Here is a 12,474-nt window from a genome sequence, read left to right as displayed (position 1 = left end):
TACAATAATAACAGCTTTAAAAAGGATTAAGCTTATAACTTTCTTATTTCGAATAAGGAAATAATGTTTAACTTTATTATACTTGTAAGATAATTTAAAGGTAAATTTAAAAAAATAAATTTATTTGATGGAATTATTTAACTTGGTCGAGCTAGTTTAAATCACAAAACACCGTTAAATAAAACTTTCTCAAACCTTTGCTCTTTAACAACCCAGACTAAAGTTACCCTCTGAGGCTCAACTGAAATCTTCTCTATCTTGTTATCTACTCTTATAGTATATTGACCTTGATCTAAATCTGTTGAGTAAAGATCAACATTTCGTGGCAAAAGATTCCAACTTCTTTGATCAGCAGAAGTTGTCGCTAAATTATATACTGATGTCCCAATAGCTGCTAAAGCTCCATAATCACCTGATGCTCTTATAGCTGCAACAGACATTGTTGTTTTTGTTATTAATCGTAATATTTCACGAGTGACAATCATAGAATATCTGTCAGATAAAGATTTTGCTGCCATTGCTGTTGTATCTACCAGTAAAGCAGTTTGGCCTTGAGTAACCTCATCATCATCCTGATACACAGTTACATCAGCAGGCCTCCCGAGATTATAAGGTGCATAGTATGGAAGTGAAATCTTTTGCACACCTGCATACTGGACAAATATAACAATAGGTAAATCAAATTTTTGTATTGGCTCAACCCAACCATTTTCATATATTACAACAAGTTTACCTTGTCCTTTTTTATAAACATTTCCCCCTTGATTAAAAGCTTCATGTATCTGTGCATAATCTCTTTGGACATATGGATTATCAGGAATAACTCGCAATGCATTTTTCATTGAAAGATTAGCATTGTTTAAATTCGTATCATATGATTGATAAATAATAGCGGCCAAATAGTAGCCAAAGCCATTTTCATAAGAGTTACTAGCCTTATTAGCTATGTTATATAGCTGCCTATACTGCTTTGAGCTTGATAAATCAGAATAAACTTTATTTGAGTTAACCTGATTATAATTACTTAGATTACTATTACTTGATAAATTTTTTGATTCAAAAGTTGCATATTGTGCATATGAAAGATTTCTAATACTTACTGCAGCATTTTCAAGATCATGCTTCATTAAATAATTAAGAGCCTGATAAGCATATAAAAAAGTTACTTCATAGTCTGATATATAGTAATATCTCTCTCTATCACTTGTTAAAGTTGCTTGAGCATCTTTTAAAATATTTCTGACTCTAATTTTTGCTTCAAATTCTGATTTAGTTACATAATCTGTTGCTTTTGAGTATTTGTATAAAGATAGGCGATCATTTTTTAGAAGTTGCTCAAATCTTCCCGTTTCTAAGTAATCAAGAGATTCATTTATACCATTAGTATCAAAATTTTCTAAAAAACTTGCCTCTATCATTCGTGGATGATCTTCATCTATACTTTTCTTTACTTTAGCCATTTGATGTGGGTGACTACCACTAAAAGTAGCACAACTAGATAGAATTAGACACAGACAAGATAAAAGAGAAAGTTTAAGTTTCATAGTTTTATTTAGTTAGATATGCGCGTAAGCCTTTGTGAATTTTTGATAAACTGCCATCAATTACAATACCTGTAGAATATTTAGGCATTACATCTGTGATTCTTACTTTCGCTAAAACTTTACCATCAAGCACTATATGCTGATCTGTTGCAGGATCTGTTGTAATACCTCCTTCTTGGCGAATTTCATAAATATTACCTTTAATAACCCTATTACCACCTTGATTAAAATATACCACTCCATCATCAACTCTTAATACCTGTAAAGGATATATAGCGCCAATAATTTGATCAGATATAATTTTTCCAAACCTTTTACCAAGGTAGCTTAATAATTCAGAATAGTTACCATTATTAGACTCGACATACTGATTAGCAATATTAGCAGGAACGTTTATCGTTACAACATTTGACCATTTAACTTCCATTGTTGCTAACTCTACCATACGATATGCAACACTTGCAGATACGTGATATGAGGTAAACTTCTCACCATAATATGAAGTCTGTTTTTTGCTAACATTTAAACTTAGAATATCTCCCGTAAGTATGAAGTCAGCACCGATCTTCTTGTTAAGCTTAGCACTTTCATTATCTGTATCAGAATTCATTATTCGTTGAACTTCTTTCTCGTATGCTTTTTGGTCTTTTGCATCACGATTCGATACTCTAAATTTACGTGACTGAGTAATCTGCGCTATAATGATATTATTTAAACCATCTTGTAACTGTTTTATGCCCATATCTGCATTTATCTTAGCATTATGAGCATCAAATGGTAGAATCGCAACTTTAAACATTTTTAGGTTACTTCGTTCATCCACCCCTTTATACTTAATAGAACTGCCAGAACTAACATTAGTACTATCGGATTTAGCAATAGAGCTACCTGAAACGAGTGTTGAGCTACCAGAAGAATCAGCTTTTGCAAAAGCTGATGATGAAAATAGAAACACACAAAATACTAGAGAAGAAATTAAAGCTTTTTTCATTCTTAAACCTTAAAACTGATTTAGATATTTATTATCATCACTTTGTCTAATAACTATTTTTCCATCTAGAGAGCTCTTAGAATCTGCCGGTGATTTTGTATGTTGTTTACGATATTCATCATAATTAAAGTTTTTGATTTTTTTAGCTGTTGCTACTTGATCAGGGTTCCATTTAAGCACAACACCATAAACCGTATTTTTTGTACTTGGTAATTGATAGCGCCATCTTTTTACCGTTTTAAGACCAACAATATCTAGGTTCGCTTGAGTCTTATAATAAGTAGATAGAGTCTTTTCAATATCTGTAGCATCTATTCTACGCGTTTGTTCTGTTTTAGTATTTTTTGCTAACGTGCTAGAAATATTCTCTGACATCGTTAAGGCTTCTTTTGTTGACATCTGTCCTGCTATCAAAGTAACAAGATTCGCTCTTGCCATAATAGCAGCTTGTTTGTATCCATAATCACCTGATGACACGCCTTGAATATTAGGGCCAGTATATGAACCTTGACCATAAGATAGAATGTATGGTTTATTATCTTTACCAAACCCTACTCTAATACCATAATCTCCCATCATATCTTCACCAGTTTTATCTTTATATAAAACTGATGGTGACTCACCACCCTTACCAACTATTACTGGCTCGTTACCATGTTTAATATCTTCGAACATTCCTTTGATTTTCGCTGAGTAAATAACAACTACACCAATGGCAGCGTTACCGTTTTTCTCAACAACAAAAGTCTTGATAGGAAGTAGACCTGATAGATTACCAAACCCTGTAGTTAAGCTTTTTATCGTCATTTGTTGACTTAAAAGAGCTTTTTTCTTTTCTGAAACAGATGTGAAACTATTAGGATCTAAACCTTGTTCTTTAAGTTGTTTATCAAGTTTCACCTCTTCTAATGCTTTTTGTTTAGCATCGATAGCTGCTTGTGTACCCTCTTTAGGCTTATCTGAATCTGTATTTATTTCATTTGCTCCAGAACCTTGGGTACTATCAACGCTAAAGCTTTTATCAACTTTAGTGTTTGCAGAAATAAATGATATATAATCAGCCTGTGCTTTTATTAATGCTTTCTCAAACGCCATTTGCGCACTATCAACATAATTTGAATTCGTTTGGTTTACAGAAGCTGTACCAATAGCTGAGCCAACATATTCATATTTATCTCTTAGGTCATTTTGATCGATATAACCTTCCATCATATCACTTAAAATTTGCTCAGCAGATCTACTATCAACATCAGCATTTTCTGCAACAAAAGGAGCAGCTTTAGAAGAAATACCATTGTTCAAAGTAGCAATATCTGTACTCATATCAGACTTTGACTGCTGCTGAGGCTGCGAACCCTTAGTTTGAGATAGTTTCTGTGATGACCCTGAGCTTTCAATATTAGATTTTTGCATGTTAGAGTCTTCAGCAAATAAAGGGCTAGCTATTAATGATGAAGCTATTAATGAAGCTATAATTTTCTTTTTCATAGAGGTTTCTCCTGTTTTCAAACACTACCAACCAAACATAGATCTTGTCTGAGATTTAAGAATTTGTTTTTCACCTTGCCATACAATTAAATTTGTTTTTAAATCCAGCATCTTCAAAGTAGCTAAGAAGAATTTAGATTTTCTATCTTTATCAACACTAGTATTATTAATATCTTGAATACTACCATATACCATGTATCTAGCGCCTATATTATGACCTATCTTAGTAGCTGTACTTTGATCAACCATACCACTATTGGCTTGATAACCTAATTGCTCGCGGATATTTTTAATTTGAGTCATATCTGTTACTTGGAACAATCCTGAATTGACAATTTGAGTTTGAACAGTGTTTGACAACATCGTTGTATTAATATGCTCATTTGTTTCATTACGGATATTACTGAAAAATAAAGTCGGTGTATCCATAGCTGTAATTTTCTTAACTCCACGAGAATTAAGCATCTCATCAGCCATTTTCTTAGTAATTGCTTGTAAGTCAGTAGAACTAAAATCTATTGATGTTGTATCAACACTATCTGGATTTTCATATGCTACTTTGGTGCTACATGAGTTAAGAGTTAATAATGTGCCTGCACAGGCGATAGTTATTAAAAGTTTTCTTTTCATATATTTTTATTAAAAAACACTTATATAGCGATTATAACAAAAATAATTAGGAATGTTATTTATTATAAACAACAAAAGGCCTGTATATTTAAAAAAAATTAAAAGTTATAGACTAAATTAATGTAGGAATATTTCAGATCTAAAAAGATCATTTTTGACAATTTTATATATTAAGATGATTGATTTGCTTTACTAGCAGCTGCTTTAGTAGAAGCATCCTGTTTATCTGAACCAAACATAGATTGTCTTCTGTCTACGCGACGCTCTAATCTATTCTTTCTTATTGGAGACACAAACTCACGTGATGTTCTAGCATTTCCTTTTTTAGCCGTACTACTAACATCACTTGCTTTAGCTGTTGCTTGAGTCACCGTAGAATTATTAGCTGCTGCAGCCTGTGCTTGATCACTAGCATCCGCAAAAGACACACCACACATCAATACTGATGCTAAACTTACTACTGTTAGTTTTTTTAAAATATTCATAACATTTCTCCTTTTAAGTGCTCTCTAAACTGATTTTTGCTAGTTTCTTTTTAATCCTCCTTTACAGAAACTTGTTTTTTATTGATTATTTAAATTATTAATTATTAACAATAAATCAATTATACTACGAATCTAACAAATATACAAAATAGTTTATAAAATACTCGGATAAACTATCTAAATTTATGATTAATATATTTCTTATAAAGACTTAGTTAATATATTTTTGATAAGAATTCGAACAATAAATTTTTTAGTTGCTAATTGCTATAGATGTCAATAAAACCTTTAAGTAAAAGATTTTTAACTACTTTATTGGCTGCCTCATTACATATACGCAAACAGAACCTATTTTCTTGACAGAATATTTTTCAAAGTTATTACTTATATATTTTTCTATAGACTCATATGAGTCATTCACATTATCAAAAATTCCCTTTGAATTAAATTTATTAGCAATTTTTATCGCTAATTTTGAGTCATACTCATTAATTATAGTTGAGCCAAAAGCTACTCCATCAGATTTAAACATTTTTGCAATATTTTTAAAAACAATTTCTTTGCTACCATTATCTGGCAAGCAATGAATCAAATAATTGCAAGAAATGGAGTCGAATTTAGAGAAAAATTTTTCTTCAATATCCTCTAAGATGTCAACCTGATATATCGAAACATCTTTATTTTTTAAAAGGTTTTTAACATATCTAAGACAATCTAAATTCAAATCCATTAATGTTACTTTCTTTAGCTTCGTGTGTAATTTGTTTAGGTAATACCCAGAGCCTACACCTATATCAAGATGATTTAAAGAGACATTATCACTATATAACTTTAAAAGTTTTGCGGTTTTACACCTCCAAACAAAAGTATTATTAAAAAATAAAACAACAAAATTATATAATCTAAGCGTTATTCTTGTGTAGATCTTTTGACCCGCATGAGTAGATTTATTCATCAGCTTTTACCAAAACACATTTGAACGCATAGGCTTAATAGCAAAAACTACTATCAAGATCACATAAACATACCAAGGAACTAATATTAATGCAGGCACTAAAACTGTAAGCATACAAGCAATGAAAAACATACTAAAGAACAATAGTACCTGATAAGATGGCTTATTTGTTTTAAGGTACATCCTAGCTTTTTCAATATACGATCCTTCAAATGAGAATAGATGAATCACTATTGGAAATGCTGCTGTCAAGAACATTAGTAAATAGAATATCCAGCTAATTGAAGTTAGTACTAAATAGTTAGTAACTATCAACAAGCCTACCAAAAAATAGACGATCTTAACTAGTGCTATATCAACTAATGTAAAACGCTGTAATTTCTCTGACAAGAATTCTTCTTCATACATAACCTACTCCTTAATCTTAGTAGTTTACACAAATTAATGGTAACTTATTATGCTGTCTTTTAAAATAGATTAAGGCAGTATCAACCCAACATTTAGCTGATTTTTATTATTTAGCTTTGCATATTAATCTTTGCTAACTGATCTGCCGGAATTACTTTTTCAACAGTTTTAACATTGCCATTACCATCTTGTGTTTTTTTAATGATCTTTGCTGTCTTACCATTAGAGTCTATGGTAATCGAACTAAACTCCTTAAATACTTTAGGTTTACCTTTTGCAATAGTTGAACCTGATTGAGTAGCTAAATGAGCAACATTATTATCAATATTAGATACAACCTTATCAAAATGCTGATCTAGCATTTGCTGTTGTTTTTGGAAATCTGCTAACATTTGTGCAACTGGATCATTCTCGGTGGTTTGAGATGTTTTATCTTGAGGTTTTTGCTTAACCCAACCCACTTGACCATCAGCATTATTTACTATTTCTACCCAGCCTTTTTTAGAGAAAATAGCTTGGTATTGAGGATTTTGATCATCAACTTGCCCTAATTTCTGTGACTTTTCATCTGCCTTTGCATACATTGTATAGTTTTCAGCATATGCTCCAGAAACTACTGCTAAACCTAGTATTGTTGCTAAAATTTTCTTCATGTTGACCTCCAATTTTCAATGTATTATGGTTTATACACAAAATGTTTAGTAATTAAAATAGATTCTTTAGCTATTTTTTCAAGATACAAATCCACTAATTAGTTATAATTAACTAAATATATTCAAAACAATCTTACAGCATGAGCAATAAATTTAAAGTTTTAGTTGCAGATGATGACAAGCAAATTGGTCAATTTATCAAGACAAATTTTGAAAAAAACAATATAGAAACTACTCTTGCTTTTGATGGCAAAGAGGCTTTATTTCTAATTAATACAAATAGCTATGATGTAATTATCATAGATTGGATGATGCCGTACCTTGATGGAATTTCACTACTCAAAATACTACGTAAGCAAAATGTTGAGACTCCAATTATTATCCTAAGTGCTCTAGATAGTACTGAAAATAAAATTGAAGGTCTAAAATCTGGAAGTGATGATTATCTAACTAAACCTTTTTCAATTGATGAATTACTTATTAGAGTTAATATTCTTCATAATAGGACAAAGCAAATTAACCAAGCAAAAACACATAAGTTAACTTGTGGAGATATTGAACTAGATGAACTTGCTCATGAAGTACATAGAAATGGACAACCGATAATATTACAGCAAAGAGAATATAAAGTTTTACATCTTTTGCTAAAACATAAAAACGAAGTAATCAGTAAGTCTATGATACTTAAAGAAGTATGGGATTATGATTTTGACCCTCAAACAAATGTTGTAGAAGTACATATTTCTCGCCTACGTACCAAACTCACAGAAGAAAATCAAAGTGATCCTATAAAAACAGTCCGAGGTTTTGGGTATGTCATCCAAGAATAAACTAAACGACACTATCCAACGTAAATATATAATTAGCTCAAGCTTTAAAATGGCTATGCTTTTTACAATACTACTTGGATTAAGTATAACTTCTTGGATTTATATAATTCTGTCATCTTTAGGAGATAGAATTATCGAGCATATTATACCATTAACCATAGGAGTAACCTGTGCTGTTTGTGTTGTTATAATTAGCTATCTTATAAGTGTCTTTGTAGTAAAGAAAATAAATCATATTGCAAGCTCTGCTGCCTCAATCGTAAATACCCAAGACTTTAGCCAAAGAATAGAATCTGATACTAACTGGGATGATCTTAGTAACTTATCAAATATATTAAATATCCTTTTTGGCAATATTGAGGATTTACTTATTGATATAAAAAGCGTCTCAAATAATATAGCTCATGATCTAAAAACTCCTTTGACAAGACTTAAAAATAGGTTAGAAAGCCTTGCTCAATCCAATCCTAGTGAAGATACGTTAGAGGCTCTAGCTGAGTGTAATCAATTACTTGAGATATTCAATAGTTTACTAAGATTAAATCGTTTAGAACACGGTCGTGAAAACTTAGCAAAAAAACATATAGATATTAGAAATGTTATAAATGATGCTATAGAACTATACGAACCAATGTTTGAACAAAAAAAGATACTCCTAGAAACTAATATTGAAACTAGAAATATAAATATCGATAAAGATCTGATTTTCCAAAGTATTACAAATATTCTTGATAACTGCTACAAGTACTCTGAGCAAGATACTAAAGTTAGAATAGTAACTAAAATTGAAAACTTTAAATATAAGATTGAGATTATTGATCAAGGTATTGGTATAAATGATAAAAATACTAATAAAATTTTTGATAGATTTTTCCGTGAAGAAAAAAGTCGTACACAAACTGGCAATGGCTTAGGTTTATCATTAGTGAGAAAAATAATTCAGCTCCATAATGGTAACATTACTGCACAAAATAATATTCCTAACGGTCTAAAAATAACTATCTTCCTACCGTTACATTAACAAATTTTAACTATGTTTTTGTAACTTTTAAAACTAAGCTATAACTAACAATATATCTATAAGATAATTAAGATAATATGGAAAAAATAGCTGTAATAGGAAGTGGAATATCAGGACTAGCCCTAAGTTATCTACTAAAAGATAAATATGAAGTTACACTATATGAAAAAAATAACTATTTTGGTGGCCATGCTCGTACTCTAGAGGTTCAAAATGTACCAATAGATACAGGCTTTATAGTTTTTAATTACCATACATACTATCACCTATCTAGACTTTTTAAGCATCTAGATGTTCCAGTTGCAGAAAGCAATATGTCATTTGGAGTATCTATTAAAAATGGTGCTTTTGAATATGGATCTAGTAGCTTTAAAAGCTTATTTGCTCAGAAATCAAACTTACTAAGACCAAGCTATTATAAAATGATAAGAGATATTCTTAAGTTTAATAAAATATCAAATGAACATTTAGAAAAAGGTACTCTAAATGAAAATATTACCCTAGCAGAGTACTTAGATGAAATTAAAGTAGGTAGATATTTCAAAGAGTATTATCTATTAGCTATGGGTGCATGTATTTGGAGTACTCCTCTTGAAAAGATGTACGAATTTCCTGCTCTTAGCTTTATTAGATTTTTTAGTAATCATGGCTTACTTACAACTACCAAGCCAGTTCAGTGGTATACTGTAAAAGGTGGTAGTAAAACTTATGTTGACAAGATCGTCAAAGAATTAGAAACTGCTAATGTAAAGTTTGCTCCAATGGCAAGAGTAGTATCAAGATCAGATAAAATCTCCATTACAGATAACCAAAATAATATCAATGAGTTTGATAAAGTTGTATTTGCTTGTCACTCGAATGAAGTTCTAGAGCTACTTGATGATCCAAATCAAAATGAAAAAGAGCTAATCTCTGCGATTAAATATCAACCTAATACAGTTATATTACATACAGATGATGCTATTATGCCAAAACGCAAAACTGCTTGGTCAAGTTGGAATTATCTAAGTGCTGAAACCAAAGATAAACGTAATGTTGTATCTCTAAGCTATTGGATGAACAATCTACAACCATTAGACACAAACACAGATTATTTTGTAACAGTAAATCCAGATCAAAAACCAGACCAAAAGAAAATAATCAACGAACATGTTTTTGAGCATCCTGTTTTTGACAAAAAAGCAATACAGGCTCAACAGCAAATTGATAAAATACAAGGTATAAACAATACCTATTTCTGTGGTGCTTATTTGCGATATGGCTTCCATGAAGATGGTATACTTAGTGCAGTAAATGTTGCATCAAAATTAGGAATTGAAACTCCATGGTAAAAGATTTTGTTTTAAGCTCGAGAATCTATCATAAAAGACATCACCCAAAACAAAACTCTTTTAAATATAGGTCTTATTATATAGTTTTAGATATGCTTGATCTAAGCAATAACAAACCAAAAATCTTTGGCTTAAATAAACTAAATTTTTATAGTTTTTATGATAAAGATCATGGTTATCGAGATGGTTCAAACTGTCTAAGTTGGGCTACTGATTTACTTGAGCAAAATGATCTAAAATATGACAATATTAAACTTATGACTATGCCAAGAGTTCTTGGCTATCTTTTTAACCCTGTAAGCTTTTGGCTTTGTTACAATCAAAATAAACTTATAGCTGTAATTGCTGAAGTAAATAATACCTTTAAAGAAACTCATAGCTATATTTGTCATAAATCTGGTCAAGAGATTACAGATAAATGTTGGTTTGAAGCAGAAAAAGATTTTCATGTATCGCCCTTTTACCCTCGTAAAGGTTCTTATAAGTTTAACTTCTCATTAAATCTAGAAAATAATGCTAAAAACCAAATCATTATTAACTACTATGATAATAACCAATTACAACTTGGTACAGCCATAACAGCCAATGCAAAACCGTTAACTAGTATAAATCTAATCAAAGAATTTTTTAGATCGCCATTACTAACCTTAAAAGTAATATATCTAATCCATTGGCAAGCTTTAAAAATTGTATTAAAACGCATTAAATATATTCCAAATCCAGAGCAGAAAGATAATAGAGTTAGTGTGGCGGAATTCATCGAAAATAAAGAAAAATCTACTTATAATACTTCTTAAAATCATTCTTATATAAAGTATCTATAGTTACTCCTTGCGCAGCCTCGCAAGCTTGCTTTACTATAAATAACCTATAAATTAAATAATTTCTTAGTTGAAGATAGTTTTTTAAGTTAGTTTTATTTAAAACATTAACATATTTTTGACAAAGTCTCTCAAGATTAAGTTTCTGATCATTAGTAATATCCCTTTTCTCAATAATGAGAATATAGTCTGAGAGTTGTTTAAAGTATTTCGCCACCTCAAAATAATGATTATTTAACTTCTTTAAACTTATCTGTGCTCGAGTATCTGACGAATCCTGATCATGATATAAATTTTCCATATAACTCCAGTCCAAAACCATAGCCATAAGGTCATGATTAATTTGACTGCTTTCTATCAGAAAACTCATAATAATATAAGATTTAATATCAAAGTTAACTGATTTATCAAATACCATTAAATTAGCTAACTTTCCTATTTTCTTATAATCCATATTTATATCTTCACTTTTTGCAAAGTCAGGAACAACTATAAGGCTTTTCTGCATTTCTAAAACTGTGTTTCCATTACCACCTATCATCGAGGGGGAAGATAAACCCCAAAACACACTCCAAAACTCTTGACCATATCCTGACTGTACGCAGTTATTACTAGCCTGCTTATAAATTGATAAAGTTGCTTTAGCTATTTTCAACTGTTCTTGCTCATCAAAGTTCTTATTTAAGATATTATAAAGAGATTCTTTATTGCCATACTTCTTAGCCCATATGGGATTAATTAGATCAGCTACATTTTTATATTGCGAATCGTTAATTTTAATATTATATATCTTTCTAAAAAATCCAATATTGTGATAATTATAGTTATAATCTAAAACAGCTTTTGCAACTTTACCAACAGTAATTTTATTTGAATAACTATTCGTTGAAACAAGATAGTTATAAATCTTATCATAGGCTTTAAGATAACCTTTAACTTGGTTAATATTTGGAAACATACATTCTGGAATATTACTAATAATTTGTTGGCTAGCAGGTAAACTAGTAAAAACATCACTATTTAGAGTAGATTCATTATAAAGCTTATTAGCATCTGTAATATAGTAACTTCTTTCAAAGTGTTGCTGATTCTCTGGATTAAATATACCATTATATGCTGTATTAAAAGCAGTTAGTACAAGAAATATCAAGCCACCAACAACTATGGCATTTACAAGATATATAATCTTTCTGGTCTTAATTGCTAAATCGACATAATAGATTGTTACCACTATGACAACTAAATTAATAAAGTTTGAAAAGTCCATAATTTTACAACTAAAAATAAAAGAGATTATAATTTGTCATGTTTTTAAAT

The 12,474-nt window shown here is 30.3% G+C and carries 13 protein-coding genes; 4 read left to right on the top strand and 9 right to left on the bottom strand.

Annotated elements, in window-relative coordinates:
- Positions 1-161: 161 nt before the first annotated feature.
- From F7310_RS02745 to F7310_RS02710, 8 genes are all read right to left on the bottom strand, one after another.
- Complete coding sequence (locus tag F7310_RS02745; RefSeq protein ID WP_072711572.1) at positions 162-1,544, bottom strand: COG3014 family protein; 1,383 nt, start codon at positions 1,542-1,544, stop codon at positions 162-164.
- Between the two features lie 4 nt (positions 1,545-1,548).
- Positions 1,549-2,535 (bottom strand): CsgG/HfaB family protein, encoded by a 987-nt coding sequence (locus F7310_RS02740; RefSeq protein ID WP_072711571.1) that lies wholly within the window; start codon positions 2,533-2,535, stop codon positions 1,549-1,551.
- Between the two features lie 9 nt (positions 2,536-2,544).
- Positions 2,545-3,948, bottom strand: a complete 1,404-nt coding sequence (locus F7310_RS02735; protein ID WP_414654036.1) for a DUF6844 domain-containing protein — start codon at positions 3,946-3,948, stop codon at positions 2,545-2,547.
- 99 nt (positions 3,949-4,047) lie between these two features.
- Positions 4,048-4,653, bottom strand: a complete 606-nt coding sequence (lpoB, locus tag F7310_RS02730) for a penicillin-binding protein activator LpoB (RefSeq protein ID WP_072711569.1) — start codon at positions 4,651-4,653, stop codon at positions 4,048-4,050.
- Positions 4,654-4,823: 170 nt separating this feature from the next.
- On the bottom strand, positions 4,824-5,138 hold the full coding sequence (locus F7310_RS02725; protein ID WP_072711567.1) for a hypothetical protein: 315 nt from the start codon (positions 5,136-5,138) through the stop codon (positions 4,824-4,826).
- A 307-nt stretch (positions 5,139-5,445) separates the two neighbouring features.
- Positions 5,446-6,093 (bottom strand): class I SAM-dependent methyltransferase, encoded by a 648-nt coding sequence (locus F7310_RS02720; RefSeq protein WP_072711566.1) that lies wholly within the window; start codon positions 6,091-6,093, stop codon positions 5,446-5,448.
- Between the two features lie 6 nt (positions 6,094-6,099).
- Positions 6,100-6,501, bottom strand: coding sequence for a hypothetical protein (locus F7310_RS02715; protein WP_072711565.1), 402 nt, complete (start codon positions 6,499-6,501; stop codon positions 6,100-6,102).
- Between the two features lie 110 nt (positions 6,502-6,611).
- A complete protein-coding gene (locus tag F7310_RS02710; RefSeq protein ID WP_072711564.1) occupies positions 6,612-7,154 on the bottom strand; it encodes an SH3 domain-containing protein in 543 nt (180 codons plus the stop codon).
- 140 nt (positions 7,155-7,294) lie between these two features.
- Between F7310_RS02710 and bfpR the strand changes: the two genes are divergently transcribed.
- From bfpR to F7310_RS02690, 4 genes are all read left to right on the top strand, one after another.
- Positions 7,295-7,984: a two-component system response regulator BfpR gene (gene bfpR, locus F7310_RS02705; protein ID WP_072711563.1), complete on the top strand. Its 690-nt coding sequence runs from the start codon at positions 7,295-7,297 to the stop codon at positions 7,982-7,984.
- Entirely contained in the window at positions 7,968-9,005 is a 1,038-nt protein-coding gene (locus tag F7310_RS02700; protein ID WP_072711562.1) for a HAMP domain-containing sensor histidine kinase, read from the top strand. The genes bfpR and F7310_RS02700 overlap by 17 nt, the downstream gene beginning before the upstream one ends.
- 77 nt (positions 9,006-9,082) lie before the next feature.
- On the top strand, positions 9,083-10,336 hold the full coding sequence (locus F7310_RS02695) for an NAD(P)/FAD-dependent oxidoreductase (RefSeq protein ID WP_072711561.1): 1,254 nt from the start codon (positions 9,083-9,085) through the stop codon (positions 10,334-10,336).
- The gene (locus F7310_RS02690; RefSeq protein ID WP_072711560.1) at positions 10,330-11,133 is read left to right on the top strand and encodes a DUF1365 domain-containing protein; all 804 of its coding nucleotides are present in this window, start codon (positions 10,330-10,332) and stop codon (positions 11,131-11,133) included. Before F7310_RS02695 ends, F7310_RS02690 begins: the two co-directional genes overlap by 7 nt.
- Here the strand turns inward: F7310_RS02690 and F7310_RS02685 are convergent.
- Positions 11,114-12,424 (bottom strand): hypothetical protein, encoded by a 1,311-nt coding sequence (locus tag F7310_RS02685; RefSeq protein WP_072711559.1) that lies wholly within the window; start codon positions 12,422-12,424, stop codon positions 11,114-11,116. The two genes, F7310_RS02690 and F7310_RS02685, sit on opposite strands and share 20 nt — an antisense overlap.
- Positions 12,425-12,474 lie beyond the last annotated feature (50 nt).

Source organism: Francisella uliginis (genome assembly GCF_001895265.1).
GTDB classification, from domain to species: domain Bacteria; phylum Pseudomonadota; class Gammaproteobacteria; order Francisellales; family Francisellaceae; genus Francisella; species Francisella uliginis.
The sequence above is the reverse complement of the archived record's forward strand: the minus strand, read 5'-3'. Positions and strand labels throughout refer to the sequence as shown.

Bases quoted from the DNA above. Each gene is read 5' to 3' on its own strand.
- F7310_RS02745 (WP_072711572.1), bottom strand. From the start codon at position 1,544: ATGAAACTTAAACTTTCTCTTTTATCTTGTCTGTGTCTAATTCTATCT.
- F7310_RS02740 (WP_072711571.1), bottom strand. From the start codon at position 2,535: ATGAAAAAAGCTTTAATTTCTTCTCTAGTATTTTGTGTGTTTCTATTT.
- F7310_RS02735 (WP_414654036.1), bottom strand. From the start codon at position 3,948: ATGCAAAAATCTAATATTGAAAGCTCAGGGTCATCACAGAAACTATCT.
- lpoB (WP_072711569.1), bottom strand. From the start codon at position 4,653: ATGAAAAGAAAACTTTTAATAACTATCGCCTGTGCAGGCACATTATTA.
- F7310_RS02725 (WP_072711567.1), bottom strand. From the start codon at position 5,138: ATGAATATTTTAAAAAAACTAACAGTAGTAAGTTTAGCATCAGTATTG.
- F7310_RS02720 (WP_072711566.1), bottom strand. From the start codon at position 6,093: ATGAATAAATCTACTCATGCGGGTCAAAAGATCTACACAAGAATAACG.
- F7310_RS02715 (WP_072711565.1), bottom strand. From the start codon at position 6,501: ATGTATGAAGAAGAATTCTTGTCAGAGAAATTACAGCGTTTTACATTA.
- F7310_RS02710 (WP_072711564.1), bottom strand. From the start codon at position 7,154: ATGAAGAAAATTTTAGCAACAATACTAGGTTTAGCAGTAGTTTCTGGA.
- bfpR (WP_072711563.1), top strand. From the start codon at position 7,295: ATGAGCAATAAATTTAAAGTTTTAGTTGCAGATGATGACAAGCAAATT.
- F7310_RS02700 (WP_072711562.1), top strand. From the start codon at position 7,968: ATGTCATCCAAGAATAAACTAAACGACACTATCCAACGTAAATATATA.
- F7310_RS02695 (WP_072711561.1), top strand. From the start codon at position 9,083: ATGGAAAAAATAGCTGTAATAGGAAGTGGAATATCAGGACTAGCCCTA.
- F7310_RS02690 (WP_072711560.1), top strand. From the start codon at position 10,330: ATGGTAAAAGATTTTGTTTTAAGCTCGAGAATCTATCATAAAAGACAT.
- F7310_RS02685 (WP_072711559.1), bottom strand. From the start codon at position 12,424: ATGGACTTTTCAAACTTTATTAATTTAGTTGTCATAGTGGTAACAATC.